Raw genomic sequence first — 25,716 nt, 5'->3', positions numbered from 1 at the left:
TTCGCGAATGCTGCGGCGGTAATCTAGCCGGCGACGAGCCGGTCCAGCCGCAACCGCTCGCGCCCGTCAAAGAGGCGGCGCGCGCAAACGGCCACTGCCGCGAAGGTGCCGAAGCCGGTGCCCGCGGCGATGGTGAACATGATCAGTATCTGGTATTTCACTGCCAGTGCCGGCGGGCTCCCGGCGAGGATCTGGCCCGTCATCATGCCCGGCAGGGAGACGATACCCGCCGCAGCCATGGCATTGACGATCGGTGTCAGCCCCGCGCGCATGGCTTCGCGGCGAAAGTCGCCAAGGGCCACCGTCCAGGTGTCGCCGAGCATCAGGCGGTTCTCGATAATGTCCCGCGAGCGGTGCGCACTCTCGGTGAGCCGGTCGAGCCCCAGCGCCACGCCGGTCATGGTGTTGCCGAGCAGCATGCCCAGCAGCGGAATGGCGTACTGGGGCGCATACCAGGGGTCCGGCCCGATCACCGCCACCAGGGTCAGCACCGTCACACTGAATGCCGAGATAAACATCGACAGCGTGCCGATACCGAAACTCCAGCCACCGCGCAGGCGATATTTCTGCCGCGCGATTACCTCCCGACCGGCGAGCAACAGCATCGCCACGCCCATCAGCGCAACCCAGTGCAGGCTGCCGACGGCAAACAGCGCTTCCAGCACCATGCCGATCAGGGTCAGCTGGATGGCGGTGCGCGCGGCGGCGACCAGCAGGGATTTACCCATGCCCAGCCGGGCGAAGTGGGTACAGGCGGCCAGGGCGAGTACCAGCGAGGCAGCCATGGCCAGCTGCCACCAGGACAGGGCGATCACATTCATTGGCGGATCTCCCGTTCCTTGAGGTTGGCGCCGTCGATGGTGAAGTGCCGGTGGGCGACTCGACGTATCTGGTCTTCCCGGTGGGCCACCCAGATTACCGGCAGAGCCTGCTCGCGGATTGTGGCCTGAAGCCAGCGCTCGATCTTGCGGGTGGTGTCTTCATCGAGATTGGCCGTGGGTTCATCGAGCAGCAGTGCGGCGGGCTTGCGGGTAAGCGCGCGGGCGAGGGCCAGGCGCTGTTTTTCCCCCGATGACAGGCGGGCAACCGACCATTCGCCGGCGTCTTCAGCGATGCCTACCTCCCGCAGTACCTCCGGAGCCGGCGCCTCGAAATGTTCGCCGACGGTCTCGAACCACCAGGCACTCTCCGCCGGCACCAGCATGACGGCCCGACGCCAACTGTGTGCGGGCAACGCACTCTGTTGCTGGTCACCCAGGCACACGCTGCCGCCGTGTTCTTCTAGATCGGCGATCGCCCGCAGCAACCGGCTCTTGCCGGAACCGGAGGGACCGGACAGACACACGATTTCGCCGGGTGCCACAGTCAGGCTGATCGATTGCAGGGCTCCGGCGGAGACGCGGTCGAGAGTGAGAGCGGTCAATGGTTTTATTCTCTGTTGTCAGGCGGAGTAGCCGATACCCTTCGCCATCATGGCGGCACACAGCAGTATGCCGACGATGGCTGCCAGCTCCGCGTGAACCACGCCGCGCATCAGGCGCCACTGGCGGCCGCTGACCTCGGGCAGTTGCCCCTGTTTCAGGGCCTTGCCCCAGCGGATAAACCGGATTGTCGGGTAAATGGACAGGAAGGCGGCAAGGAAAAACAGGCCCAGTTTTGCGTGAAAAGCGCCGTTGTGGAAATAATAGGCAGCTCCCTTCTCGAAGAAGAATACCCTCAGCAGGCCCGCTACCAGTAGTGCACCGGCGGAGATACCGAGAACCCGATCTGCGGACTGCAGTTTACGGGCGCTCTCCAGGGTGAATTTTTGGCCGAGCAAAACCAGCTCTATGGCGATGGCGGCGGTCAGGGTAAAGGCCGCGAGGTGGTGCAGAAAGGCAAACAATACGGACATCGGGGCTTCCTTGCGTAGGTGTCGGGCGGGTTTTGTATCAGCTTTGTCGCGACCAGTGCAAACAGTGGGGATTGGCGATGCACTTTGAACCGGGCGCCGTTCGCCGCCATAATCCGCCTCTTCGAACAGAATAACGAGAGCTCTGCTGTATGACCGACACCTCCGTCTTTGAGGCCACCGAGCGACTGCCGCTGAAGGAGTACACCGAGAAAGCGTACCTGGATTACTCCATGTACGTGATCCTGGACCGCGCCCTGCCGAACATTGGCGACGGCCTGAAACCGGTGCAGCGGCGCATCGTCTACGCCATGAGCGAGCTGGGCCTGAAGGCCAGTGCCAAGTACAAGAAGTCCGCGCGCACCGTGGGCGACGTGATCGGTAAGTACCACCCGCACGGCGACAGCGCTGTGTATGAGGCGATGGTGCTGATGGCGCAGCCGTTCAGCTACCGCTATCCGCTGGTGGACGGCCAGGGTAACTGGGGCTCGCCGGACGATCCCAAATCCTTCGCCGCCATGCGTTACACCGAGTCGCGCATGGGCAAATACTCCGAGGTACTGCTGTCGGAGCTGGGGCAGGGTACCGTGGACTGGCAGCCCAACTTCGACGGCACCATGGACGAACCGGCGGTACTGCCAGCCCGGGTACCGAATATCCTGCTGAACGGCACCACCGGTATTGCTGTGGGCATGGCCACCGACATCCCGCCGCACAACCTGCGCGAAGTGGTGGATGCCACGGTGCACCTGCTGGAGAACCCCAAGGCCACGGTGTCCGAGCTGTGCGAGTACATCCAGGGCCCGGATATGCCCACCGAGGCCGAGATCATCACGCCGCGCGCGGATCTGCACAAGGTCTACGAGACCGGTCGCGGCTCGGTGAAGATGCGCGCTATCTGGAGCAAGGAGGATGGCGATATCGTCATCACTGCGCTGCCCTACCAGACCAGCGGTGCCAAAGTGCTGGAGCAGATTGCCGCGCAGATGCAGGCCAAGAAGCTGCCGATGGTGGCGGACCTGCGCGATGAGTCGGATCACGAAAACCCCACCCGCCTGGTGATCGTGCCCAAGTCCAATCGCGTGGATATGGAACAGGTGATGAACCACCTGTTCGCCACCACGGATCTGGAGCGCAGCTACCGCATCAACATGAACATGATCGGTATCGACGGCCGCCCGCAAGTGAAGTCCCTCGACAAGATCCTCGGCGAGTGGCTGAGCTTCCGTACCGTCACCACCCGCCGCCGCCTGCAGTTCCGCCTCGACAAAGTCGAGGAACGCCTGCACCGACTGGCCGGTTTGCTGATCGCCTTCCTGAACATCGATGAGGTGATCGAAATCATCCGCACCCACGATGAGCCCAAGCAGGCTCTGATGGCTCGTTTCGAGCTCACCGACATTCAGGCGGAATATATCCTCGAAACCAAACTGCGCCAGTTGGCGCGTCTCGAGGAAATGAAGATCCGCGGCGAGCAGGCGGAGCTGGAGAAAGAGCGCGACTACCTCACCAAGACCCTGGACAGCGCGCGCCGCCTGAAGACCCTGATCAAGAAGGAGTTGCTGGAAGCCGCCGACGAGTTCGGCGATGAGCGCCGCTCGCCGATCGTCGCCCGCGAGGAAGCCAAGGCCTTCAGCGAGGCGGAGCTTCTCTCCAGCGATCCCATCACCGTAGTGCTGTCGGACAAGGGCTGGATCCGCGCGGCCAAGGGCCACGAGATCGATCCGGCCTCACTCAACTACAAGGCCGGCGACAGCTTCAAGTTTGCCGCCCGCGGCAAGAGCAACCAGCCGGCGCTGCTGCTCGACAGCACAGGCCGCAGCTACGCCATTGCGTCGCATTCACTGCCGTCGGCGCGGGGCCAGGGCGAGCCGCTCAGCGGCCGCATCAATCCGCCCTCCGGCGCCACGTTTGAGGGGCTGTTGATGGGCGCGGACGAGCAGCTGGTGCTGCTGGCTTCCGATGCCGGTTACGGTTTCATCGCCAAATATGCGGACCTGCAATCGCGCAACAAGGCCGGCAAGGCGATGCTGAGCCTGCCCAAGGGGGCGAAAGTGCTGCCGCCCTGCGCCATCGAGAATCCCGAAGAGGCGCTACTTGCGGCGGTGACCAGCGAGGGGCGCATGCTGGTGTTCCCGGTATCCGAACTGCCGGAGCTCTCCAAGGGCAAGGGCAACAAGATCATCAATATCCCGTCGGCGCGCGTCGCCAGCCGCGAGGAGTATGTGGTGGGTGTCGCCGTACTGGAGGGCAGCGCCCAGCTGGTTGTCCACGCCGGCAAGCGCCACACCAAGATCAAGATCGCGGAGCTGGACCACTACCAGGGCGAGCGCGGCCGCCGCGGCAACAAGCTGCCGCGGGGGTTCCAGAAGGTGGACAAGGTGGAAGTGCTGGAAAAATAGCGCTGGCCACACCGCAGAAATCCACAGGGCGATCCTCGGATCGCCCTTTTTTTTTGCCCTTGTGAAAGAACCGGATCCGCGCCCGGCGGGGGCGCGCGTCGCGGTGAAGCGGGCGCTGGCGGCGTCGAAGCACAGGATTGCTTTCTTGAGAAAATCATAAGCATCCTTATAATAAGCAGGGTTGAGGAGAGAGCATGAACAAGAAAGATTCGGCGACGCAGATGAGTTTCGAGCTGCACAGTGTGGCTCGACTGCTGCGTCGCAATTTCGATCGCCGTGCCAAGGAGCACGGCTTGAGCCGTTCCCGCTGGCAGGTGCTGTGGCACCTGGCCAAGGAAGAGGGGCTGAAGCAGGCCGAGCTGGCCGAGCGCATGGATGTGGCGCCGATCAGCCTGGCCCGCCAGGTGGACAACCTGCAACAGGAGGGGCTGGTCGAGCGGCGCCCGGATCCCGGCGATCGCCGCTGTTTCCGCATTTATCTCACCGGAGAGGCGGAGCCGGCACTGGAAGTGTTGCGTGACCTGGCGCAGCAGACCCGTAACCAGGCACTGGTGGGTTTTTCTGTCGACGATGTAAATCAACTGAGGGACCTGCTGGGACGCCTGCGGGACAACCTGACACGTGAGGAGATTTGACGTGGTAAAACAATTGGGGAAAGTTTCGGTGCGCCGGCTGGGTTTCGTGGCCGGTATCGTCGTTGCCGGAGCCATAGCGGGCTGGTGCGTGATGGGTGGCGGCAGCAGCGTTCACACCGAGAATGCCTATATCAAGGCGGACAAAATTTCCCTGGCCCCGGAAGTCAGTGGCGTGGTGGCCCAGGTACTGGTCAAGGCGAATCAGCCGGTCAAGAAAGGCGACCTGCTGGTGCAGCTGGACGAGACTCCCTTCAAGCTGGCCGTGGCCGAGGCGGAAGGGCACCTGAGCCAGGTGCGCAACGACCTGCTGTCACGTCGCGCCGATTACGGTGAGGCGGAAGCGGCCCTGCAACAGGCGCGCGAGGATGCCGATTACTATCGCCGCCAGCTGCAGCGCAATGAAAAGCTGGGCAAGGTGGCGCTTTCCGAGTCGCAGCTGGACGACTCGCGCCAGAAACTGAAAAATGCCCTGGCACAGATCGATATCAACACTGAGAAGCTGGCCAGCCTGCGCGCAGAGCTGGGTGGCAACCCGCAGATCCCGCTCGAGGAGCAGGCCGACCTGAAAGTTGCCCAGGCGCAACTGGACAAAGCCCGCTATCAGCTGTCGCGCACCAAAATCCTCGCGCCCGCCGACGGCCTGATTGCCAACGACGTGCCCCAGGCCGGTGAAATGGCGCTGCAGGGTATGAGTGTTATCAGCATGATGGGTACCGAGGGAATCTGGGTCGAAGCCAACCTGAAAGAGACCGAGCTGGCAAAAGTCCGCGCGGGACAGCAAGCCGACGTGACCGTGGACGCCTATCCGGATGTCCACTGGCAGGCACAGGTAGAGAGTCTGAGCCCGGCGAGCGGCAGCGAGTTTGCGCTGATCCCGCCGCAGAATGCCAGCGGCAACTGGGTCAAAGTGGTACAGCGTGTACCGGTGCGCCTGCGCCTCTACCCGGTCAAGGATGCGCCGGCACTGCGCGCCGGCATGAGTGCCGAAGTGCATATCGATACCAGTGAAGACGATAAGCTCGTGGCCGCACGAGCCGGTGGCAGCGCCGCCGGTAGCCGAGTCGTACTCGCGGAATGAGCGCTGGCGGTATGAGCGAAACGGATACCGGCAAGCAATTGATGATCACGGTCAGCATCATGCTGGCCACGATTATTCAGGTGCTGGACACGACCATCGCCAACGTGGCCTTGCCGCATATGCAGGGCAGTCTCGGTGCGGCCAGCGACCAGATCAGCTGGGTGCTGACCTCGTACATCGTGGCTGCGGCCATCATGACCCTGCCGGTGGGCTACCTGTCCCAGCGCTATGGGCGGCGCAACATTTTCCTGTGGTCAGTGGCCGGCTTTACCCTGGCTTCGATGCTCTGCGGCCAGGCGTCCTCCCTCAATGAAATGATCGCCTTCCGCATCCTGCAGGGTGTGTTCGGCGCATCGCTGGTGCCGCTGTCACAGGCCACGCTGCTGGATACCTATCCGCCGGAAAAGCACGCTTCGGCCATGGGGATCTGGGGCGTGGGAGTGATGATCGGCCCGATCCTCGGACCTACCCTGGGCGGCTGGCTGACGGAGTACTACTCCTGGCGCTGGGTTTTCTTTATCAATGTGCCCCTGGGCGCCCTGTCCCTGCTGGGTATCTACCTGTACGTGGAAAACGGCGAGACCAAAAAGGCCCGCTTCGACACCCTCGGCTTTGCGTTGCTGGGCATTTCGGTCGGCGCGCTGCAGCTGTTGCTGGACCGCGGTGAGCAGATCGACTGGTTCCAGTCACTGGAAATCCAGCTCTATGCCATCCTGTCCGTCCTGGGGCTGTATTTGTTTATCGTGCACTCGCGCACCAGTGAGACACCGTTTATCTCGCCGGCCCTGTTCCGCGATCGCAACTACGCCTCCGGTGTGGTGTTCATCTTTATTGTGGGGATTACGCTGCTGGCCACCATGGCACTGCTGCCGCAGTACCTGCAGCAGTGGAAGGGCTACCCGGTGGTGACCACGGGGCTGATCCTGATGCCGCGGGGCATTGGCACCATGATTTCCATGATGCTGGTGGGCCGCCTGGTGAAGATGTTTGATGCGCGGCTGCTGATCTTCGTGGGGATGGGCCTGATCACCGTGTCGATGTATGAAATGACCGGGTTCAACCTGCAGGTGGGTCAGCAGGCGCTGGTCTGGACCGGGATCGTACAGGGGCTGGGTCTCGGCCTGGTGTTCGTGCCGATTTCCACCCTGGCCTATGTGACGCTGGCGCCGCAATATCGCGGTGAGGCCACCGCACTGTTCAGCCTGTCGCGCAACCTGGGCAGCAGTATCGGCGTTTCCATCGTGATGGCGGTGCTGTCGCGCAATATGTGGATCAACCAGCAACAGCTGGGCGAGCGGGTACAACTCTCCGGCGTGGGCATGCCCGGGCCCAATGACATGACCGCGGTGATGAGCGGTGTCTACAACGAGATCGCACGCCAGGCGGCGGAAATTTCCTACGTGAACGATTTCCAGTTGCTGATGTGGGTCAATATCGCGGCCATGCCGCTGATACTGCTGTTGTCGAATCCGGCGAGGAAGAAGGCCAAGGAAGAGGCTCGCGCGCGGAAGGCCAGCGAAGCACTGGCGCGAGAAGCAGAAGAGGCACCGGCGGCCTGAGCGCGCGCCGGTCTGTCTCATCGACCGTGAATCAGGGGGAAGCCCGCGGGCTTAGCCCTGATTCACCGCGGATAATTCGTCAGTTGACCCGCTGCCAGGTCTGGGTGCGGTAGAAGAAACCCAGGTAGCCGCGCACTTTCAGCTGGCCGTCCTCTACCCATAACTTGCAGTCGTAGATCTTGCCCTTGTTGGGGTCGAGGATCTCGCCGCCTTCATAAACGTCACCGTTTTTCACCATGCCGGTGATGACATCCATGCCCACGATTTTCTTGCCCTGGCGCGCACCGGGGCACTTGCCGCAGACGGTATCGTCCGGCTTCATCAGCAGGTCCACGACGCGGCCGTAATACTTGCCGCCCTTCTGGTAGATCTCCACGATGGACTTGGGTTGGCCGGTTTCGTCGTCGATCGTGCGCCACTTGCCCACCACATCCGCGGCGTTGGCCTGCAGTGCAAACAGCAGGCAGCAGGCCGCCATCAGCAGGTTTCTCATCATCTCGGTTACTCCTAATTAAACGGTGACTGCGATCTTACACCAAGTCACATGAAATCGATGGAACCTAGTTCCAGTGTAGTCGCGATGCCGGAATGTTGTTCCAGCCGCCAGCTCAGGAGGAGCAACTGATCGGCAGGTGCTTGCCGGACTCCGGCGGCGCGGCCGCCCAGACCTCGTGTTCGGGATGCTCGTCAAACGGGCTCTGCAGCAGGTCGAACAGCGTCTGCAGGGGGCGGTAATCGCCGCCCTCGGCGGCGTCGATGACTTTCTGCGCGAGGTAGTTGCGCAGGATGAATTTGGGGTTGGCGGCGAGCATGGCGCAGTCGCGCACGCGGGAATCGCTGTCCTCCCGGGCAAGGCGCTGGTCGTAGTGGTCGAGCCAGTGGCCGAGTGCGCCGTGCTGTGCCGGCGGCAGCAGCGCCTCGAGCGCGGCGGGCGGCCGCTCGCTGCGGTAGTGGGCCAGGGCGCGGAAAAACAGCGTGTAGTCCGCGCGCGCATCGGCGAGAAGTTGTAATAAGTCAGCACACAGCTGCTGGTCGCCATCTTCTTCCGTAGCCAGTCCGAGCTTGGCGCGCATGCGCGCGGCATAGCTGTCGATCAGGTGTGGCTGGAACTCCTCGAGGCAGTCGCGCAGTGCCTCGGTACTGACAAACGCGGAAAAGGCGTGTGCCAGCGCATTCAGGTTCCACAGGGCCACGCCGGGCTGCTGTTCAAACGCGTAGCGGCCGGTGTGATCCGAGTGGTTGCAGATAAACCCGGGTTCGTAGTCGTCGAGAAAGCCGTAGGGCCCGTAATCGAAGGTGTCGCCGATAATCGACATATTGTCGGTATTCAGCACACCGTGGGCGAAGCCCACTGCCTGCCAGCCCGCCACCAGGTCGGCAGTGCTGCGCACCGTATGGCGCAACAGCGCCTCGGCCTGCGCGGCGGGTTCCAGCGCCGCCGCTTCCGGCAGGAAGCGGTTGCAGGTAAAGGCGATCAGCTTTTGCAGTGCCTCCAGCTGGCGGGTGTAAAAGAAATATTCGAAATGGCCAAAGCGGATATGGGACTGCGCCACGCGAATCAGCATGGCGCCGCTTTCAATCCGTTCGCGGGTCACCGGTTCGTCGCTGCCGACGAGGCACAGTGCGCGGGTGCTGGGAATGCCGAGCCCGGTCAGCGCCTCGCCGGCCAGGTATTCGCGAATCGTCGAGCGCAACACCGCGCGCCCGTCGCCAAAGCGCGAGTAGGGTGTTTTGCCCGCCCCCTTCAGGTGTAACTCCCACTGCGCGCCGCCGTGCTCGATTTCCCCAAGGAGCAGGGCGCGGCCGTCGCCCAGGTCCGGGTTGTAGACGCCGAACTGGTGGCCGGTATATTTCATCGCAAAGGGGCGGGAGCCGGGGAACAGTTCTTTGCCGCACCCGAGCTGGGCCCAGGCGGGGTTCTGCGCCTCCCGTACATTGATGCCGAGCAGCCGCAGCACCGCCGGGTTTACGTGTATCAGTCTCGGGTTTTCAAACGGCGTGGGATCGATCCGGGTGCCAAAGGCATCGCCCAGGTCGGCGTAGTGGTGGCTGAGGGAGACTTCGCTGAGCTTCATAAACTCTCATTGTAGGGGGTTGGGGGTGGAATCGCTTAGCCTATCTGCCGCGCGCCGGCCGATGCAATGTTCGCTTTGCAGGGCAAAGACTCGCTCAGACGGTGGTCAACTTCAGCGGCCGCGGCTGTGATTGCCAGTGTTCCACTTCCTGGTAAAGCAGGTCCTCGATGGCCGGATGCTGATCCAGCCACTGTTGCTCGATATTCAATTCGTAGATATCCCCGGTTGCGCTGAGCTGCAGGCCGCCGGCACTGCGATCCGTGTGGTCGCGGTGAACGATACAGGCCAGCCGCAGGCTCAGCAGCAGATCCGGATTGGGGTGAAAACCGTAGTGTTCGCGCGGCGGTTTGATGCGACCGCGCTGGTTGAGCACCAGGTAGGCGAGGTATTCCTGTTCGCTTTTGCTGAATCCGGCCAGATCCGCCTGCTCGATCATAAAGGCGCCGAGTTTGCGGAAATTACTGTGGGAAAGCGACAGCCCGAGTTCGTGCAACTGGGTGGCCCAGCGCAGCCGCTGCCACTGTTCGGTGTTAAAAACGGGGCGCAGTTGCGTCAGCAAATCGAGGGCGGTGTCGCCGACCCGCCGGGCCTGCTCCGCGTCTATCTGGGCGCGCAGCATCAGATTTGCCACAGTATCCGCGCGACGGTCGCCGCCGTGCAGGCGCCCGGCGAGATCGTGGACAATGCCCTCGCGGATGGCATACGGCGAAACCTGCATGGTCTGGATATCCAGCTCGCAGAAAATTCCGTGCAGTATGGCCAGTCCGGCGGCAAAGACCGGCCGACGCTCTTCATCAAAATTGGGCAGTTTCAGATTGGCTACAGTGTCGGTATCCGCCACCTGCTCCGCGAGACGGTCGATATCCGCACGGTGTATGTCACCGATTTCGCCGTCATTGAGCACGCGTGCGACGGCCTTGACGGTACCGGATGCGCCGACGACTTCCGCATTGATTGCCAGGTGTTTTAATCCCTGGAGTTCCGCCCGGGCCGCGCGGCGGGCGCGGTTGAAATTGTTGCCATTTTTCTTGCTTGCGATGACGCCGTCGGCGAAAAAGCGTTTGCTGTAAGAAACGCAGCCCATGTACAGGCTCTGCAGCTGCTGCGGTATCTCGCGGCCGCGTACCAGCTCGGTGGAGCCGCCGCCGATATCGATGACGCAGCGTAATCGCGGCGGCCCGTCGGCGGCAGCCATAACGCCGCTGTAGATCAGTCGCGCTTCTTCGATGCCGCTGATGATCTCGATGGGGGCACCTAGAATCGTCTCCGCAGACTCGAGAAAACCGTCGGCGTTGGCGGCGGCGCGCAGCGTATTGGTGCCGACGACACGGATGTGATCCGCGGGCAGTCCCGTCAGTACCGGATGAAAGCGGCGCAGTGCTTCCAGGGCGCGCTCGGCGACGGCCGGATCCAGGTTGCGCTCATCGTCCAGTCCTTCGGCCAGACGCACCATGGCACGGTCGGTGTGCAGGCGCACCATGCGCTGGCCGCGAAACTCAGCCAGCAACAGGTGAAAGCTGTTGGAACCCAGGTCCAGCGCCGCGTAGCGTTCCGCGTCAAGCTCCATCCGATTTCCTGTCAAAAAATTGTCATCTTAATGTAGCAAACTGCTCTACTCTTTATATCCGCATATTTCAATGCAGCCCGCGGGTCAATGGAATACTATCTCCCCGCAAAGGCGACGATCACTCAAAGCAGTTGCTCCATGCCCAATAATACGCCCCTCTACCCGAAAGAGCTAAGTTGGCTTTCCTTCAATGAACGTGTGCTGCAGGAAGTGGAGGACGAGCGCGTGCCGATTATCGAGCGCGTGCGCTTTCTCGGCATCTTTTCCAGTAACCTCGATGAATTCTATCGCGTGCGGGTGGCAGATGTGCGCCGCCTGGCCACCTTTGCCAAGGGCGGAAAAATAAAGGAGGAATTCTCCGCGCTGCTGGGCGATATCAACGAAAGGGTACGGCGTCTGCAGCGCCGCTCATTCGCCGCCTATACCAAGGTTTTGGCGGATCTCGATAAACACCATATCCATCTGGTCAACGAGTCCCAGTTGAGTGAGCGCCAGCGCACTTTCGTTGAGAACTATTTTTACGAGGAGGTATTGCCGGAGCTGGAGCCGTTTTATATCGACGACCGCGAGACGATGCCGCTGCTGAACGAAGCGAGTATCTATTTTGCCATCTACCTGCAACTGGAAGATGGCAGCGAGCGCTTTGCCGCGCTGGAAATTCCCACCGATACGTTGCCGCGCTTCGTGGTGATTCCTTCGAGGGAGGGGCACCGCGAAAAAGTCTATATCGTGCTCGACAATATCATCCGCGCCTGTCTCGTCGATGTGTTTCGCTACGTACTGCCGATCGCCAAGGCCGAAGCCTATATGTTCAAGATCAGCCGCGATGCGGAACTGGAACTGGGTGAGCAGATAACGCAGAACATTGTCGACCGCGTGGCCAAGTCTTTGAAAAAGCGCAAACAGGCAGACCCGGTGCGGCTTGCCCACGATGCGGCAATGCCGGAAGTGCTGCTGGACCTGGTGAAGAAAAAACTCAAGATGGGGCGCTACGACAGCTATACACCCGGAGGCCGCTACCACAACTCCAAGGATTTTATGAACTTTCCGGCCGACTCCGCGCGGGAACGTTACAAGCCAATGGAACCCCTGCCGATGCAGCCGGAGCGGGAGAGTATCTTCAACCTGTTACGGGTGCGCGACCAACTGCTGTATTACCCGTATCACGATTTCCGCGCGATCACCAACCTGCTGATCACCGCCGCGATCGACCCACAGGTGCGCGAGATTCGCATCAACCTGTACCGGGTGGCGAAGAATTCCCGGGTGGTTGCCGCACTGATCAACGCGGTGCGCAACAACAAGCAGGTGACCGCGGTGGTGGAGCTGCAGGCGCGCTTCGACGAGCTCGCCAATATTCACTGGTCCAATGAGTTGCGCGACGCGGGCGTGAATGTAATTTATGGCGTGCCCGGACTCAAGGTGCACTGCAAGCTGATTTCGATACTGCGGGAAGAAGAGGGGCAGGTGCGCTACTACAGCCACCTGGGTACCGGCAATTTCAACGAAAGTACTGCGAGTGTCTACTGCGACTTCAGCCTGCTCACCAGTGACCAGGGGCTGGGGCAGGATGTGCACAATGTGTTCGAATTTATCCAGTACACGCACCAGCGCCCGGTATACGAGCACATTGCCGTGTCTCCCTATTCAAACCGCCCGGCACTGTTGCACGCCATCGACCGGGAGATTAATGCGGCCCGCGCCGGTGCCAGGGCCGCGCTGTTTTTCAAGTGCAACAACCTGGTCGACAGCGAGGTGATCGAGCGCCTCTATCGCGCCAGTGCCGCCGGGGTGAAAATCCGCATCATCGTGCGCAGCATGTGCTCGCTGGTCTGCGAGACACCGGGCCTGTCGGACAACATCCAGGTGATCAGCCTGGTGGACAAGTTTTTGGAGCACGCGCGGGTCTACCTGTTCCACAACGGCGGCGATACCCAGGTGTGGCTGTCGTCGGCAGACCTGATGACACGCAACCTGGATCACCGCGTGGAAGTCACTTTCCCGGTCACCGATAGCGAGCACCGGGCCACGATCCAGAAAATCATGGAGCTGCAGTGGAGCGACAACTGCAAGGCGCGGGTGCTGGATGCCCAGCAGAGCAATACCCGGATCGCCGACAACAGCGCCAAGGGGTGCCGCGCGCAGGATGCCATCTACCGCTATCTGAAAAGGCGCCAGTCGGCGAGCGAAGAGCAGTGAAACTCAGCGGCTGATTCCAATCAGTGCGCCGCGGCTGAAGGAAAAGCGGTAGCGCTTGCCGACCTTGAGCTGGTCGCGGCAGTTGGACTGGATGGTAATGCGCGGGAACTGCGGCGTAACCACCCAGGTGCTGAAGTCCGAGCCGGGTCCCCGCTCGATCAGCCAGAAGTGATCGCCGCCATTGCACTGGCCACGCCGGGAACAGTTGTCAGTGCCCCAGACGTAGGCATTGATATCGTACTGGGCCGGCGCTGACGCCACCTTGCGGAAAGGCTTGTCCGGGTCACCGGTGGTAGCGTAGAGGTCATCGAACGTGATTGTGCGGAATCCCCGCGCCGGGGTATCGCAACTGGCAGTGTGCTGGATGGCAATGATACGGGCGTGCGGGCCACCGCTGTCGGCGTCGCTGCCGGGCGTGGACAGTTCGCTGGGCAGGTAACCGCAGCCACTGAGCATTCCCAAGGCTATAACTATGAGCGCTGTCGTCACCGAGGGAAACCGCACAGTCAACTCCTTCGCGATTACTGCCTCCCTTCACTATAGCTACAAAATCACGCCTTCGAGACCCGGTGCGGGCGGCGCTTGAATCGCCATTTGCGCCGGTAGGGAAAGGCGCTCTCGATATGCCCAGCGCGGATTCGATCTTGCAGACGGCGCCAGAAGCTGTAGTCGTAGAGATCGCTGTGCTGGTCCTCGAAGGCCTTGCGCGCAAGGGGATTGCCAGAGAAAAACAGGCGGAACTCCTCCGGAAACACGTCCATCTCATCCACCGTGTACCAGGGCCTGTCCGCCAGTTCCTGTTCCGCGGTCTGGGCCTCGGGTATTTTGCGGAAGTTGCAGTCGGTGAGCGGGCAGAGTTCATCGTAGTCGTAGAAGACCACTCGCCCGTGACGGGTGACCCCGAAGTTTTTCAGCAGCATATCGCCCGGGAAAATATTGGCCGCTGCCAGCTGCTTGATCGCGTTGCCGTATTCCTCCATCGCCTCGCGGATTTCCTCGTCGCTGGCGTGCTGCAGGTAGAGGTTGAGCGGCTCCATGCGCCGCTCCACGTACAGGTGCTTGATGATCACCCACTTGTCGTCCATCTCCAGTTTGGAGGGCGCCAGCTCCTGCAGTTCCCGCAGTAGTTCCTCACTGAAGCGATTGCGGTAAAAGATAAAGTTGGTGTACTCCTGGGTATCCGCCATGCGCCCGACCCGGTCGGAGCGGGATACGAACTTGTACTTCTCCTTGACGATGGCTTCGGTGACGGTTTTCGGCCGGTCGAAGCGGTCCTTGATGACCTTGAAGACAACCGGGTAGGACGGCAGCGTAAACACGCTCATGACCATGCCCTTGATCCCCGGCGCAATCACGAACTTGTCGTTGCTGGCCTTCATATGGGCGAGGATATGGCGGTAGAACTCGGTCTTGCCGTGCTTGTGGAAACCGATGGAGTTATACAGCTCCGAGCGCTCCTTCAGCGGCATGATGGTGGACAGGAAGCGCACGAATCGCGAGGGAATAGGCGCGTCCACCATAAAGTAGGAGCGGGTAAAACTGAAAATGATACTGGCGGAGTCGTTGCTGTAGAGCACCGTGTCGACAAAGATGCCGCCGCGGCCATTGTTCAGGCACGGCAGGATCAACGGGATCACCTCGCCGCCAAACATCATGCGACCCACCAGGTAGGCTGCCTTGTTGCGGTAGAACACCGACTCGAGCATGTCCACCCGCAGGGATTTCACATTTTCCAGCCCGGCCAGCGGCGTGGCGCGTAGCGCTGCACAGATGTTTTGGATATCGCGCTGCTGGTTTTCCCAGGGGATGGAAAAACCGTAATCGTTGAGGATGTCCTCGATCATATATTCGAGGCCGTCGCGGGCACTGTAGCTGATGTAAATGCTGTAATCCCGCAGCGGCTTGTCGTCCGGCGTGCGCGACGGTTTGACGAAGATGTTGCTGTCGTGAATATGGGCGTGCTGGAACTGGCTGCAGAAGACCGAGTTGAAAAACGTCTCGGCGATTTCGTAATTGCTGTGATTGGCAATCAGCTGGGCATAGGTGGCGCGCGCGTCCCGCCACAGGTCCAGCATGCTGGTGTCCTTGCTGGTGACGGAGTGCACCAGTTTCAGTACCTGGTTGACCTTGGTCTTGTAGAGATCGATGCGCTCCTTGTTGGCCTGGTGTACGCCCTGCCAGGCGGCCATTTCGAAGCGCGCCTTGGCGCCGAGGGTAATGTTCTGGTAATCGGCGAAATAGGCGTCAAAGCCATTCAGGATGGTTTTGGCAATGCGGCGCGCGGTCGGAGAGTGATTGGTCATGCACTAGACTTTCTGAAACTGGATTCAACGGTCTCTGGCAGACGCGGCCCGCCGGCCACCTGCACATGAGATTAAGCCGATAGTAGCACGGTGCGCCGGAGCCTCCCTTGAACGATTGGATCAGCAGCTTTGTCTTTTTCTTTGCGGTGATTGATCCGGTGGGTACCTTGCCGGTGTTCATTGCCGTGACCGCCCGTCACGCCGACTGGCAGAAGCGCAAGATCGCGTTCATGGCGGTACTGGTCGCCACGGGCATCCTGTTGTTCTTCCTGCTCGCCGGCCAGTACCTGCTGGAAACCATCGGGGTGCCGCTATCGGCCTTCCAGGTGGCCGGCGGCGTGGTGCTCTTCCTGTTCGCCCTGACGATGATTTTCGGCGAGGGCAAGCCGGAGCAGGAGATGGAAATCGTGCAGGAGGGGCACGAGACGGCGATTTTTCCGCTGGCGGTACCCTCCATCGCCTCTCCCGGCGCGATGCTGGCGGCGGTGGTGCTGACGGACAACTATCGCTTCGATCCCATTCACCAGGCGCGCACCGCGATAGCCATGCTCGCGGTGCTCGGCATCGTGCTGGTCATCCTGCTGACTGCCAACTGGATCTACCGCTGGATCGGCAATGCCGGCGCCAGTATCGTCAGCCGGGTCATGGGGCTGATCCTCGCCTCGGTGGCCACCACCAATGTACTGCTGGGGATCCAGCAGTTCTTTACCGTCTAATAACAGGCTGTTGAAAAAGTATTTTTCGACAGCCTGGAAAGCCGGCCATGGAGGGCCGGGCCGCAAATCGAGCACGTAAGTGCTTGATTTGTCGTCGAAGGTTTGCGGACATGTGCCGCAAACCTGGGTTGATAAATGCCAGGGAAGGCATTTTTCAACAGCCTGCTAGTAAGTCGCTGTCTCATCGGTGTCGCCGCTGGCAATGCACCCCGGCGATGGTGAACCGTCGGCGGGCTGGTACAGCTCGTCGAAGCAGCGCGGCAGGGGCCAGCGGGACTTGGTGCGGTGGAGTTCGGCGGATAAGTCGCACTGGTCGCCGCCCTCCAGGCACCAGCTGTCCGGCTCGGACATGGCCGCGTCGTTTTCACCGTGCCGGTAGCGGGATACCGCGTGGTAGACCAGGCGACGGGCCCGGTTCAGGCTGCCCAGCGGCTGCCATTCACCGACACCGTGCCACGGATTCATCGACAGATTTTCGCAAAACTGCTGCTGGGCCGCATCGGTAAAGGACTGCGGCGGAATCTCGATCCGCGCCACCGGGATAAAGGGTGAGTCCGTTTCCGACCAGATGACCGCGGCATCGTCGAGGGGCATATCGGCCCCGGCGACTTTCTCCTGCACCATGAAATCGAAGCAGGCGCCGCCGTGCTCCAGCTGTTGCGCCATGGCCCGGGTGAGGTAGTCGGGGTTGGAACGGTCGATCCCGCCGGTGACCGTCATGCCGGGGCAGGGGCGCGCGGAAAATTTCAGCGGTGTATTGCCGAGCTGGTAGGGCAGCATCGAGTAGTACTGTGGCGCGAGCGGTGAATCGATCTCCGACGAGACTGTCTGCACAGCGCGGTAGAACAGTTTCGGGTGGAATCGCGGCGGTGCAATGCCGGCAAACCAACGCGTGCGCTGCAGATCGGCCAGGTGGCTCATGTTGTCCACATAGTCGAATATATTGCGGTTAAAGAACGCGGGCGTGTTGGTCATGATGAAATCCTGCGTCGCCGGTCCGCGCAGTTCCGGAGCGATTTTCTCTCCCTCCACACCCATTAGCTTGATCGCCATGCCGCGGGCGTCGGGCTTGGCGTCTGGGCGCACGGTCATATCGCCGTTGGAAAAGCGGATCCAGGCGCGGTAGTTCCGCCCCGGTTCGGACAGGACACTGTGCTGGAAGCGCGGCGCTATATCGCCATTGACGGTAAAGGTCGCGCGCAGGCAGCCGGTGGCTTTGGCGTGTGCGTCGCGGCGGTAGGGCGCGCCGTTGATTTTTTCCGCCTTGCGCGAGATCTCGCGGCCGTACTCCATAGCGCGGATGATCGCCGCCTTTTCCTCGGCGGAAATCTGCATACCCAGGGTATCCAGTTGCATTGTGTCGCCCGGCGCAGGCGCGTCCGCGCTGGCGCCGGAACAGAGCAGCAATAGGGTCAGTGAAAGCCGGTGCAGTGGTTGTCGGATCATAGTGCTTTCTCTCCCTGTGAAGCGCGTTCCGCATAGATCACTTCGGACTGCTGGTCGGACTGGCAGGCCTGCTGCGTGGATTCATTTTGTGGCGCTGGACTGTACCTGTCCCAGTTCATCGGATCGCCGCCCAGGGCGCTGTCAAAGTCCGGGTTACCCATGACCTTCAGGTACTCGATGATCGCGTAGCGCTCTTTTTCCGTGAGCAGTTCGCCAATGCGGCCGGGCATGTCCACGTCGGTAAACAGGTGGCCGCTATTCCGGTTGCCATCGATCGTTGTGTCCATAAAGAAGCTGCCCGGTGACTGCGCCGTGACAAAACCGAGCTTGCGCGGGTTGTACTCGCGGTTGCCGACGTAAAAGGTTTTCGGCCGGGCGCGCAGCGGTGAGAGCAGGTCGTAAATAGTCGGCACCGAACCGTTGTGCAGGAAAGGTGGCGTCGCCCAGACGCCGTGTAGCGGCCGGGCTTTGTAGGCGCGCTTGTTGGCGATACGGAAGGGCACATTCAGGCCGTCGTAATCGGCCACGGTTTCGGCACCCTCGATACCCCATTTGCGATAGAGTTTGGGCACCAGTTCGTTGATCAGCAGTTGCAGGCCGTGGCCGGCATTGACCGGCTCGGAGCCGGGGAAGAGCTTGCCGAGGTCGTAGCGCCCGTCGATGAAGTTGTCCGCGAGCTTCGGATCGGTACCCACAACATCGGTGCTGATCCACGGCAGGGCCCACATGGTGGTGCGCTGATCCTGGCGGTAGAGGGCGCCGTCGCGGCGCGACACTTCCCCGTCCATGTCCCACTGCCAGTTGACGCCGACCTGACCGGGCAATGTCTCCGACGGGTTGGCAGCCAGCGGCCACTGGTAGGACTGGGAAGTGTGGGGGCCGTGGCAGTAGGCGCACTGGTTAGCGAACAGCGCCTTGCCGGTTCTGGCCTTGGCGATATCGATTTTGCCGAGTACGGCTTCTGGCCACTTGGGTGGCTTGAGCGTGCGCAGCAGGCTCTCGACGCAGTGCTGGCCCTGCAGGTCCACTGTTGTCTCGCCAAAGGTGCCGTCCTGCAGCACATTGCCATTGGCGTCGACCAGTTTGATCGGCGCCAGTACGCCCAGGCTCTCGCCGACATTGCGTGCCATGGGCTGGTTGGTGAAGCCGGTGTACTGCACCCAGTCGAAGCGCCAGATGTCCCACAGGAAGGGATAGCTCGCCGGGGCGTCGGCAACGCGGTAATTGTCCGGTTCGTCGAGGTCGTAACCGAACACCACGTTGGCAATACGCCCGACGGCGTCGGTTCTGCCGCGCCCTTCCTCGACCGGGTAGTATTTATTCGCGCCGGGACCATTGTGGAACCGCTTGAGCGCGCCGGCGAACTGCCACAGCTGCTTGCGCAGCGCCGTGCGTTTGGCGTCGTCCTGTCCCGCCAGACGGGTTGCGAAGCGATCCCACTTGGCCGGGTTCAACAGGGTTTCCAGCACCGAGGCGCCCATCGTCGTGATGAACTCGCCGCGCTTGGGATTGGAGATACTGTGCATTGCCTGGCCGCCGTCGACGCGCAGGGCCGTGCCCTTGTAATGCAGCTCACCGGTGTGGCAGGCGGCGCAGCCGATATCCAGGCGCTCGCGGCCGGTGGCGGCATCAATATGGTGGGTAAGGCCCACCGGCAGGTTGCCGGGATTGAGCGCGCTGGGCTTCTGTCCCGGATCCACGATAAATCCCCAGCCGCGCATATTGCTCGCGGTGGCGAGTCGTTCGTGGGACAGGGGCAGTTCCAGGTTGGTGAACCAGGCGTAATCCATGCCGAGCAATTCCGTCCCCTGGGGAGCGTAGTAAAACTGCTGCCTCTGCTGATCTGTCCAGCCACCGTTCAGGTACTGCACCCGGTGAATGTTTTCTTCCGTCAGGTTCGGCTCGAGCAGTTCGACCAGCTTGAGGTAGCCGACGGTGCCGGCCGCGATGATTACCATCGTTATCCGCAGCCAGCGGGGGCCGAGGGACTTCCACAGGTTAACCAGTGCGCGCAGCAACCCCCGCAACCAGTGCCAGCCATTGCGGACCAGCTTTATCGAAAGCTTTACCAGCTTCGTTACAGCACTGCGCAGCAGCGCGCGCAATCTCAGCGCAAAATCCATAATCCTCTCCCCGAGATTATTTTATTGTTCAGGCGTCCATGTATTCTTCGCGCCGCTGGTAGGGCACCAGTATTGCGCGGGCTGTTTTTGAGGCGATATTTTTCAGGTAGTTCGCCATGAAATGTGCAGAGACGCTGGTGTCTCCCAGGTTTCTCCAGAAAGCATCGATCGAGGAATGGCGGATCGCGCCAGTGTCCTCGTACACATAGTATTCGCCCGCCAGCAGCATCAGTTCCGGTCCCAGGTGCTGATAGCCACCGTGAATCGCATCGATCAGGTCATTCGGCGGTACCAGTGGCACTACATCATTTTCATCCACCACACGCAGCAATGGCAGGAAGCTGTATTTGTCGGCGCCGTGGCTGTTGGTGATTTTCGGCTGTCCGAAGTTAATTGAGGGGCCGAGACTGAAACCATCGTGGTGCAGGTACATCATCAGCAGCGTTGAGATGGCGGCGCCGAGGGAGTGGCCGGTTAGGATGACAGGCTTGCTTTTATCCAGCTCGGGCTTGATTTCGCGATACAGCTGCGTCGCGGTTTTGTCGAAACCGCAGTGGACGTAGATATCCAGCTGGGGGTTTTCAGATTCCGCGTATGAGGCATCCTCGAACGCATTGTCCAGGTTCGCGGTACCCCGGATCGAGACAACCTGCTGGGTTGCATTGCTCTCGATGAAGTACTGGATATCTTCACCGGTTGTCGCCACTTTGACGGTGTCGGGAAAGGTGCGCCGGATATCGGCTTCTTTTTGGTAAGCGGCCGCCGCGCGCAGCGCATACCAGTTGACCTGATTGAAATCGATAACCTGCATTCCCTGCTCTTCCTGTTGTGTCCATCAATGTCGGCGATGGAATGGCGCGGACGGCCAACCAAGTCGCGAAAAATACCCGGGACTATCCGGGAAAATCAACATTTAGACGACAGTATCGGCATTTCCCGCAAAGCGGATGTCGCCGGCGGGTTTATTTGGTACCGGCGTGCAGGTTATTTTGGGGGGAACTATAAGGCGGGGGAAGTTGGACGCAGGAGTTAACTGCCGACGATTTTGCCATCACGGCGATAAATCGCAAGCACCGACGGCCGCGGCGGCAACGCCGGATCGTTGTCCGGCCAGCGGTGCAGTGGATTGTCGAAAGTGGAGCCACTGCGATCCGCGGGGTGCTGCACCGAGACGAACAGCGTCTTGCCGTCCGGTGTGAATTCGGGGCCGCACAGTTCGGCGCCCTCAGGGCAGCCAAAAAAGTGTTTCGGTATCGCGCGTTGGTCGCCGTCGGTGGGCATGGCCCACAGGCCGTTGTGAAAACCGAATTTTTCGCAGCCGTCGGTGGCGACCCACATGCCGCCGCGGGCATCGAACGCGACGTTGTCGGGGCAGGTAAACCAGCCATCGGCGGAAACAATGCCGGGCAGTTGCTCGCCGTAGGCACCGCGCTCCTCCGGGTCTTCCGCGTTGGGATTGCCGCCGAGCAGGAAAATATTCCAGGCAAAGGTTCCCGCTGCGTGATTGCGCTCACCGTGTCTGCCCGGCGGCACGATTTCCAGCACGTGTCCGGTGGGATTGCGCGGGCGCGGGTTGGCGTTATTGGTGCCGGAGCGTTTGGTGTTCCTGGTCAACATGACGTAGGTGCAGTCGTTGACCGGGTTGGTTTCGATATCCTCGGGCCGGTCCATGGGCGTGGCGCCGACTAGTCTGGCGGCGCGGCGTGCGTCGATCAACACATCGGCCTGGTTGCGAAAGCCATTGGCCTCGGTCAACGGCCCACGCCCGAACACCAGTGGCAGCCAGCGGCCGCTGCCGTCGTCGTTGAACCGGCCCGCATAGAGGGTGCCGTCGCTCAGCAGGTCGCGATTGTGCGCATAATCGTCGGGTTGATATTGCCGCCGGGATACATAGCGGTAGACGAACTGGTTTTCGTCGTCGTCGCCACCGTAGGCGACGATCGGCCGGTCCGGTTTGCTTACCAGGGTAAAGCCCTCGTGCTCAAATCGGCCGAGACTGGTGAGCTTGCGCGGCTGCGATGCCGGATCGTAGGGATCGTATTCTACCATCCAGCCGAAGCGGTTGGGTTCATTGGGTTCCACACCGATATCGAAGCGACGGTCGTAGTCACCCCAGTTTCGGTTGTCCGGATGAATGCCGAAGGCGCGGTGATTGGCTACTTCCACCGGGTCGGCAATCGTGTCCGGATTTCCCTGAAAGGCGCCGCCAAATCCTTCTTCCGCAATCAACACCGTGCCCCAGGGCGTTTTGCCGCCGGCACAGTTGCCGACAGTGCCGAATACCCGTTTGCCATCAGGGTCGGTGGTAGTCTGCAGGCGGCGGTCGCCGGCGGCGGGTCCGGTGATCGCCATTGCGGTGTGCAGGGTAATGCGGCGGTTGTAAGGGCTGTCGAGTACCGGCCGCCAACCGTTGCCGGTCCGTTCTACTTCCACAATTGTGTGTCCGCAGGCGGCCTGTTCAACCGCGACATGCTCGGCCGGGACCCCGCGAACGGCGCTGACTTCATCCTTGTAGCCGGAGAACATCAGGTGCGGCTGGGTGTACTCATGGTTCACACACAGCAGGCCGCGGGCGCTGTTGTTGCTCTTGCTGTGGCGCTCACCCTCGCCGGGACCGGCGTCGGCATCCAGCGGCATATAGGCAATAAAATCATTGTTGTAGCCGAAGCGTTTTTCCTGCTCCGTGACGGTCAGTTTTTCCGGAGCGAAGGGCGTGTTACCGGCGAAGAGTGGGTCGCCCCAGCGCAACAGGATATCGGCATGGTAGCCCGTTGGCAGATGGTGCTGGGCATCCAGGCTGTGGGGGATTTCCGCGAAAGCCAGATTTTTTCCAGTGTCGCCTTTTTTGCCGACGCAGCCCGGCAAAATATTCCCGGTCACACCGGCGGCGGTGGCCGCGCCGATGGCCTTGAACAGGGTTCGACGTGCGGGGTTCTTCGGTTTGTCTTCCATGGCATTCTCCAGCGAAGGCATAGCCCTGCCTGTTGGTACCGGAAATCCTAGAACTCAATTATGACAATCTTAAAAAAAGCGTAACGCAATTTTCATATCCGCTGACTAGCTTTCGCCCCATTCGAAAAACAATTGCTACCGATTTATTGACTAGGGAATGGGGACTTCATGAAAAAGACAATACGTAGCACGCGCCTGCTGGCTATGCCGCTGACGGCTCTGGCCGCCGCGGTAATTTCCATCAACACGACCGCCGCAGAAACCAAGCGCGAGGCGATGGAAACCATTGAAGTGACGGCCCAAGTCGCCAACGCCAGCAGTGATATTGAGCGCCAGCGCAACGCCAACAAGGTTGTTGCCGTGCAGACCTCCGACGCCATCGGTGAACTGCCCGATGCCAACGTAACCGAAGCGCTGCAGCGCATGCCCGGCGTGTCCATTGCCCGGGACCAGGGCGAGGGGCGCTTTGTCGGCGTGCGCGGTATCGATCCAAACCTGAATGCCTCCACCATCAACGGCATGAGTCTACCGGCACCGGAGGCGGACAGCCGCGCCGTGGCGCTGGACGTAATCCCGTCCGACCTGCTGGCGAGCCTCGAGGTCTATAAGACTCTGACTCCGGACATGAGTGCCGATTCCATCGGTGGCGCCATTGAGATCAAGAGCCTGAATGCGCTGGATCAAGACGGCCAGGCGTACAAAATCAGCGTCGAAAACAGCTACAGCGAGCTGCAGGAAGAAAACAGCCCCAAACTGGCGGGTAAATTCACTCAGGTATTCGATCTGGGGGGCCGCGAGCTGGGTGTGGCGATTGCGGCCAGCCACCAGGAACGCAAGTTCGGTTCCGAGAACGAAGAGACCGACGGTGTCTGGGAGTTGATGGAAGCGGAAGACGGCAGTGAAGCCTTCGGCGCGCCGGAAATCGAGCAGCGCGATTACAGCATCACCCGCGAGCGCACCGGCCTGGCGGCCAATCTGGACTACCGCCTGAGCGAGACCAGCCAGGTCTACCTGCACAGCCTCTATTCGGATTTCTCCGATTCCGAAGAGCGGCAGCGCAATTCGTGGAAGCTGGACAAGGGCGACCTGCAGACCATCACTGCCAACTCCGCCAGCTGGAGCGATGCGACCCTGGACAAGTCCCTGAAGGATCGTTTCGAAGAACAGGAAATCCTTTCTGTCATTTTCGGTGGTGAACACGATCTGGATATCTGGGGCGTTGAATACGCGCTGGGATACTCCCATGCGGAAGAGGCGGAGCCGCACCGTCGCGATACCGGTTTCAAGCAGAAAGGCCTGCGGCTGGGTTACGTCAGTGCCGGCGACGTGCCGCAGATGGCCGTGGGTGCCGATGACCTGGCCGCCGCGCTCGATCCTTCCAGTTACGAGCTGGATGAAATCGTCATCGAGGATAATTTTACCGAAGACGAGGAGGTCAGCTTCCGCATTGATATTCACCGCGAGCTTCAGGTGGGCGGTAACCCATCCGAGCTGAAATTCGGTCTGCAGCAGCGCACCCGGGAAAAAACCGGAGACATGAATGCGACCACCTACGACGGCTTCGGTGGCGATTACACCCTGGCGGATTTCGCCATGAACAGCGTCGATTACGGCCTGGCTCCTTTTGGCCCGGGCATCGACAAGGGCGCCTTGAATCGTTTTATCAAGGCCAATCGGGGCAGCTTTGAAATTGACGCCACCGCCACTGCGCTGGACTCAGCGCGTGACTACGTGATGGACGAGGACATCACCGCCCTCTACGCGATGCACAGCGTTGAATTCAATCGCGCCAACCTGGTTTACGGCGTGCGCTATGAGAAAACCGATTTCTCTGCCGATGGCAACCGCGTGATCGAGTCCGGTGAGGTAATCCCGGGCGCCGAGGAAGTCGCGGAAGATGTTTACGTCAGTCCGGAGAAATACCAGCGCGACTACAGTGACCTCTTCCCCAGCATCAACTTCAAGTACGACTACACCGACAATATCGTACTGCGCGCGGCCTTTACCGAATCCCAGTCGCGCCCGTCTTTCGGTCACCTGAATCCGTCCGCGAAGGAAATCGAGTACGACGAGGGCGAGCTGAAAGTGGAGGCGGGTAACCCGGCGCTGGATCCCTACGAAGCGCAGAACTTCGACTTCTCCGCCGAGTATTACGCCGATCGCCTGGGCATGTTCTCAGTGGGTGTCTTCCACAAGCAGATCGACAACTTCGTCGTCACCGCCGACGTGACCGCCTCTGCCGACCTGATCCAGTACGTGGGCAACCTGCCGGTCGACGACGCGGAAATCCTGCAGCCGATCAATGGCGACAGCGCCACCCTGACCGGTGCCGAGCTGGCCTGGACCCAGGGTTTTGACAACGGACTGCTGTTACGCGCAAACGCGACCTTCGCCGATTCAGAAGCAAAACTCGGCCTGGGTGCGGACGCCGGGCGCAGCAATACCATCTCCCTGCCGTCCCAGGCGGACCTGGTAGGCAACCTGATCGTCGGCTACGAGCGCGATGCCCTGAGCCTGCGCCTGTCCACAACCTTTACCGGCGAGCGCCTGGTGGATGTAAACCTGGAAAACGCGGCGCTGGATCGCTACCAGGACAGCCATATGCAGGTGGACCTGTCGGCGAAGTACCGATTTGCCAATGGTCTGCAGTTGTCCTTCAGCGGTGTGAACCTGAACGACGAACCGCTGTATATCAACAATTCCGGTTACAACGGTCAGTATGAAGAATACGGCCCGAGCTATGTACTCGGGCTGAGCTACAGCACTTTCT

19 protein-coding genes are annotated in these 25,716 nt (G+C 61.1%); 7 read left to right on the top strand and 12 right to left on the bottom strand.

The features are described from left to right. Window positions 1-23 precede the first annotated feature (23 nt). From IG168_RS03680 to IG168_RS03670, 3 genes are read right to left on the bottom strand one after another with little or no spacing between them, the layout of a single operon-like run. Window positions 24-821: an ABC transporter permease gene (locus tag IG168_RS03680; RefSeq protein ID WP_193161831.1), complete on the bottom strand. Its 798-nt coding sequence runs from the start codon at window positions 819-821 to the stop codon at window positions 24-26. Then, window positions 818-1,423 carry an ABC transporter ATP-binding protein gene (locus IG168_RS03675; RefSeq protein ID WP_193161829.1) on the bottom strand — a complete coding sequence of 202 codons (606 nt, stop codon included), beginning with the start codon at window positions 1,421-1,423 and terminating at the stop codon, window positions 818-820. The genes IG168_RS03680 and IG168_RS03675 overlap by 4 nt, the downstream gene beginning before the upstream one ends. A gap of 18 nt (window positions 1,424-1,441) precedes the next feature. Continuing rightward, entirely contained in the window at window positions 1,442-1,894 is a 453-nt protein-coding gene (locus IG168_RS03670) for a DUF2214 family protein (protein ID WP_193161827.1), read from the bottom strand. A 149-nt stretch (window positions 1,895-2,043) separates the two neighbouring features. Between IG168_RS03670 and parC the strand changes: the two genes are divergently transcribed. The 4 genes from parC to IG168_RS03650 all read left to right on the top strand — a co-directional run bounded on the left by parC (window position 2,044) and on the right by IG168_RS03650 (window position 7,565). Further along, complete coding sequence (parC, locus tag IG168_RS03665) at window positions 2,044-4,293, top strand: DNA topoisomerase IV subunit A (protein WP_193161825.1); 2,250 nt, start codon at window positions 2,044-2,046, stop codon at window positions 4,291-4,293. Window positions 4,294-4,487: 194 nt separating this feature from the next. Beyond that, window positions 4,488-4,928 (top strand): MarR family winged helix-turn-helix transcriptional regulator, encoded by a 441-nt coding sequence (locus IG168_RS03660; RefSeq protein WP_193161823.1) that lies wholly within the window; start codon window positions 4,488-4,490, stop codon window positions 4,926-4,928. A gap of 1 nt (window position 4,929) precedes the next feature. After that, window positions 4,930-6,006, top strand: a complete 1,077-nt coding sequence (locus IG168_RS03655) for an HlyD family secretion protein (protein ID WP_319024653.1) — start codon at window positions 4,930-4,932, stop codon at window positions 6,004-6,006. 11 nt (window positions 6,007-6,017) lie between these two features. Next, complete coding sequence (locus IG168_RS03650) at window positions 6,018-7,565, top strand: DHA2 family efflux MFS transporter permease subunit (RefSeq protein WP_193161820.1); 1,548 nt, start codon at window positions 6,018-6,020, stop codon at window positions 7,563-7,565. A gap of 79 nt (window positions 7,566-7,644) precedes the next feature. On the opposite strand, the gene IG168_RS03645 is transcribed toward IG168_RS03650, so the two are convergent. From IG168_RS03645 to IG168_RS03635, 3 genes are all read right to left on the bottom strand, one after another. Further along, window positions 7,645-8,061 carry a DUF2147 domain-containing protein gene (locus IG168_RS03645; protein ID WP_193161818.1) on the bottom strand — a complete coding sequence of 139 codons (417 nt, stop codon included), beginning with the start codon at window positions 8,059-8,061 and terminating at the stop codon, window positions 7,645-7,647. Between the two features lie 112 nt (window positions 8,062-8,173). Continuing rightward, window positions 8,174-9,640 carry a protein adenylyltransferase SelO gene (locus IG168_RS03640; protein WP_193161816.1) on the bottom strand — a complete coding sequence of 489 codons (1,467 nt, stop codon included), beginning with the start codon at window positions 9,638-9,640 and terminating at the stop codon, window positions 8,174-8,176. Window positions 9,641-9,734: 94 nt separating this feature from the next. Next, window positions 9,735-11,207 (bottom strand): Ppx/GppA phosphatase family protein, encoded by a 1,473-nt coding sequence (locus tag IG168_RS03635; RefSeq protein ID WP_193161814.1) that lies wholly within the window; start codon window positions 11,205-11,207, stop codon window positions 9,735-9,737. Window positions 11,208-11,345: 138 nt separating this feature from the next. On the opposite strand from IG168_RS03635, the gene ppk1 reads away from it, so the two are divergent. Next, complete coding sequence (ppk1, locus tag IG168_RS03630) at window positions 11,346-13,406, top strand: polyphosphate kinase 1 (protein ID WP_193161812.1); 2,061 nt, start codon at window positions 11,346-11,348, stop codon at window positions 13,404-13,406. Between the two features lie 3 nt (window positions 13,407-13,409). Here ppk1 and IG168_RS03625 read toward each other — a convergent pair whose 3' ends face one another. Further along, window positions 13,410-13,910, bottom strand: coding sequence for a hypothetical protein (locus tag IG168_RS03625; RefSeq protein ID WP_193161810.1), 501 nt, complete (start codon window positions 13,908-13,910; stop codon window positions 13,410-13,412). A gap of 47 nt (window positions 13,911-13,957) precedes the next feature. Next, window positions 13,958-15,709, bottom strand: coding sequence for a bifunctional isocitrate dehydrogenase kinase/phosphatase (gene aceK / locus IG168_RS03620; RefSeq protein WP_193161809.1), 1,752 nt, complete (start codon window positions 15,707-15,709; stop codon window positions 13,958-13,960). Window positions 15,710-15,816: 107 nt separating this feature from the next. Between aceK and IG168_RS03615 the strand changes: the two genes are divergently transcribed. Further along, a complete protein-coding gene (locus tag IG168_RS03615; RefSeq protein WP_193161807.1) occupies window positions 15,817-16,425 on the top strand; it encodes a MarC family protein in 609 nt (202 codons plus the stop codon). A gap of 165 nt (window positions 16,426-16,590) precedes the next feature. On the opposite strand, the gene IG168_RS03610 is transcribed toward IG168_RS03615, so the two are convergent. From IG168_RS03610 to IG168_RS03595, 4 genes are all read right to left on the bottom strand, one after another. After that, the gene (locus IG168_RS03610; protein ID WP_226876502.1) at window positions 16,591-17,871 is read right to left on the bottom strand and encodes a catalase family protein; all 1,281 of its coding nucleotides are present in this window, start codon (window positions 17,869-17,871) and stop codon (window positions 16,591-16,593) included. After that, window positions 17,868-19,994 carry a c-type cytochrome gene (locus tag IG168_RS03605; protein WP_193161805.1) on the bottom strand — a complete coding sequence of 709 codons (2,127 nt, stop codon included), beginning with the start codon at window positions 19,992-19,994 and terminating at the stop codon, window positions 17,868-17,870. The genes IG168_RS03610 and IG168_RS03605 overlap by 4 nt, the downstream gene beginning before the upstream one ends. Window positions 19,995-20,022: 28 nt before the next feature. Then, the gene (locus IG168_RS03600; RefSeq protein ID WP_193161803.1) at window positions 20,023-20,805 is read right to left on the bottom strand and encodes a lipase family protein; all 783 of its coding nucleotides are present in this window, start codon (window positions 20,803-20,805) and stop codon (window positions 20,023-20,025) included. Between the two features lie 218 nt (window positions 20,806-21,023). Beyond that, complete coding sequence (locus tag IG168_RS03595) at window positions 21,024-22,946, bottom strand: PhoX family protein (protein ID WP_193161801.1); 1,923 nt, start codon at window positions 22,944-22,946, stop codon at window positions 21,024-21,026. 168 nt (window positions 22,947-23,114) lie between these two features. Here IG168_RS03595 and IG168_RS03590 point away from each other — a divergent pair. Then, the coding region (locus IG168_RS03590; RefSeq protein WP_193161799.1) for a TonB-dependent receptor at window positions 23,115-25,716 on the top strand (2,602 nt) is incomplete at its 3' end.

The sequence above is a fragment of the Microbulbifer hainanensis genome (genome assembly GCF_014904735.1).
Taxonomy (GTDB): Bacteria; Pseudomonadota; Gammaproteobacteria; order Pseudomonadales; family Cellvibrionaceae; genus Microbulbifer; species Microbulbifer hainanensis.
The sequence above is the reverse complement of the archived record's forward strand: the minus strand, read 5'-3'. Positions and strand labels throughout refer to the sequence as shown.

What these genes read in the sequence shown, in the direction of transcription:
- IG168_RS03680 (WP_193161831.1), bottom strand. Translation starts at nt 821, where the DNA reads ATGAATGTGATCGCCCTGTCCTGGTGGCAGCTGGCCATGGCTGCCTCG.
- IG168_RS03670 (WP_193161827.1), bottom strand. Translation starts at nt 1,894, where the DNA reads ATGTCCGTATTGTTTGCCTTTCTGCACCACCTCGCGGCCTTTACCCTG.
- parC (WP_193161825.1), top strand. Translation starts at nt 2,044, where the DNA reads ATGACCGACACCTCCGTCTTTGAGGCCACCGAGCGACTGCCGCTGAAG.
- IG168_RS03660 (WP_193161823.1), top strand. Translation starts at nt 4,488, where the DNA reads ATGAACAAGAAAGATTCGGCGACGCAGATGAGTTTCGAGCTGCACAGT.
- IG168_RS03650 (WP_193161820.1), top strand. Translation starts at nt 6,018, where the DNA reads ATGAGCGAAACGGATACCGGCAAGCAATTGATGATCACGGTCAGCATC.
- IG168_RS03645 (WP_193161818.1), bottom strand. Translation starts at nt 8,061, where the DNA reads ATGATGAGAAACCTGCTGATGGCGGCCTGCTGCCTGCTGTTTGCACTG.
- IG168_RS03640 (WP_193161816.1), bottom strand. Translation starts at nt 9,640, where the DNA reads ATGAAGCTCAGCGAAGTCTCCCTCAGCCACCACTACGCCGACCTGGGC.
- IG168_RS03635 (WP_193161814.1), bottom strand. Translation starts at nt 11,207, where the DNA reads ATGGAGCTTGACGCGGAACGCTACGCGGCGCTGGACCTGGGTTCCAAC.
- ppk1 (WP_193161812.1), top strand. Translation starts at nt 11,346, where the DNA reads ATGCCCAATAATACGCCCCTCTACCCGAAAGAGCTAAGTTGGCTTTCC.
- aceK (WP_193161809.1), bottom strand. Translation starts at nt 15,709, where the DNA reads ATGACCAATCACTCTCCGACCGCGCGCCGCATTGCCAAAACCATCCTG.
- IG168_RS03610 (WP_226876502.1), bottom strand. Translation starts at nt 17,871, where the DNA reads ATGATCCGACAACCACTGCACCGGCTTTCACTGACCCTATTGCTGCTC.
- IG168_RS03605 (WP_193161805.1), bottom strand. Translation starts at nt 19,994, where the DNA reads ATGGATTTTGCGCTGAGATTGCGCGCGCTGCTGCGCAGTGCTGTAACG.
- IG168_RS03600 (WP_193161803.1), bottom strand. Translation starts at nt 20,805, where the DNA reads ATGCAGGTTATCGATTTCAATCAGGTCAACTGGTATGCGCTGCGCGCG.
- IG168_RS03595 (WP_193161801.1), bottom strand. Translation starts at nt 22,946, where the DNA reads ATGGAAGACAAACCGAAGAACCCCGCACGTCGAACCCTGTTCAAGGCC.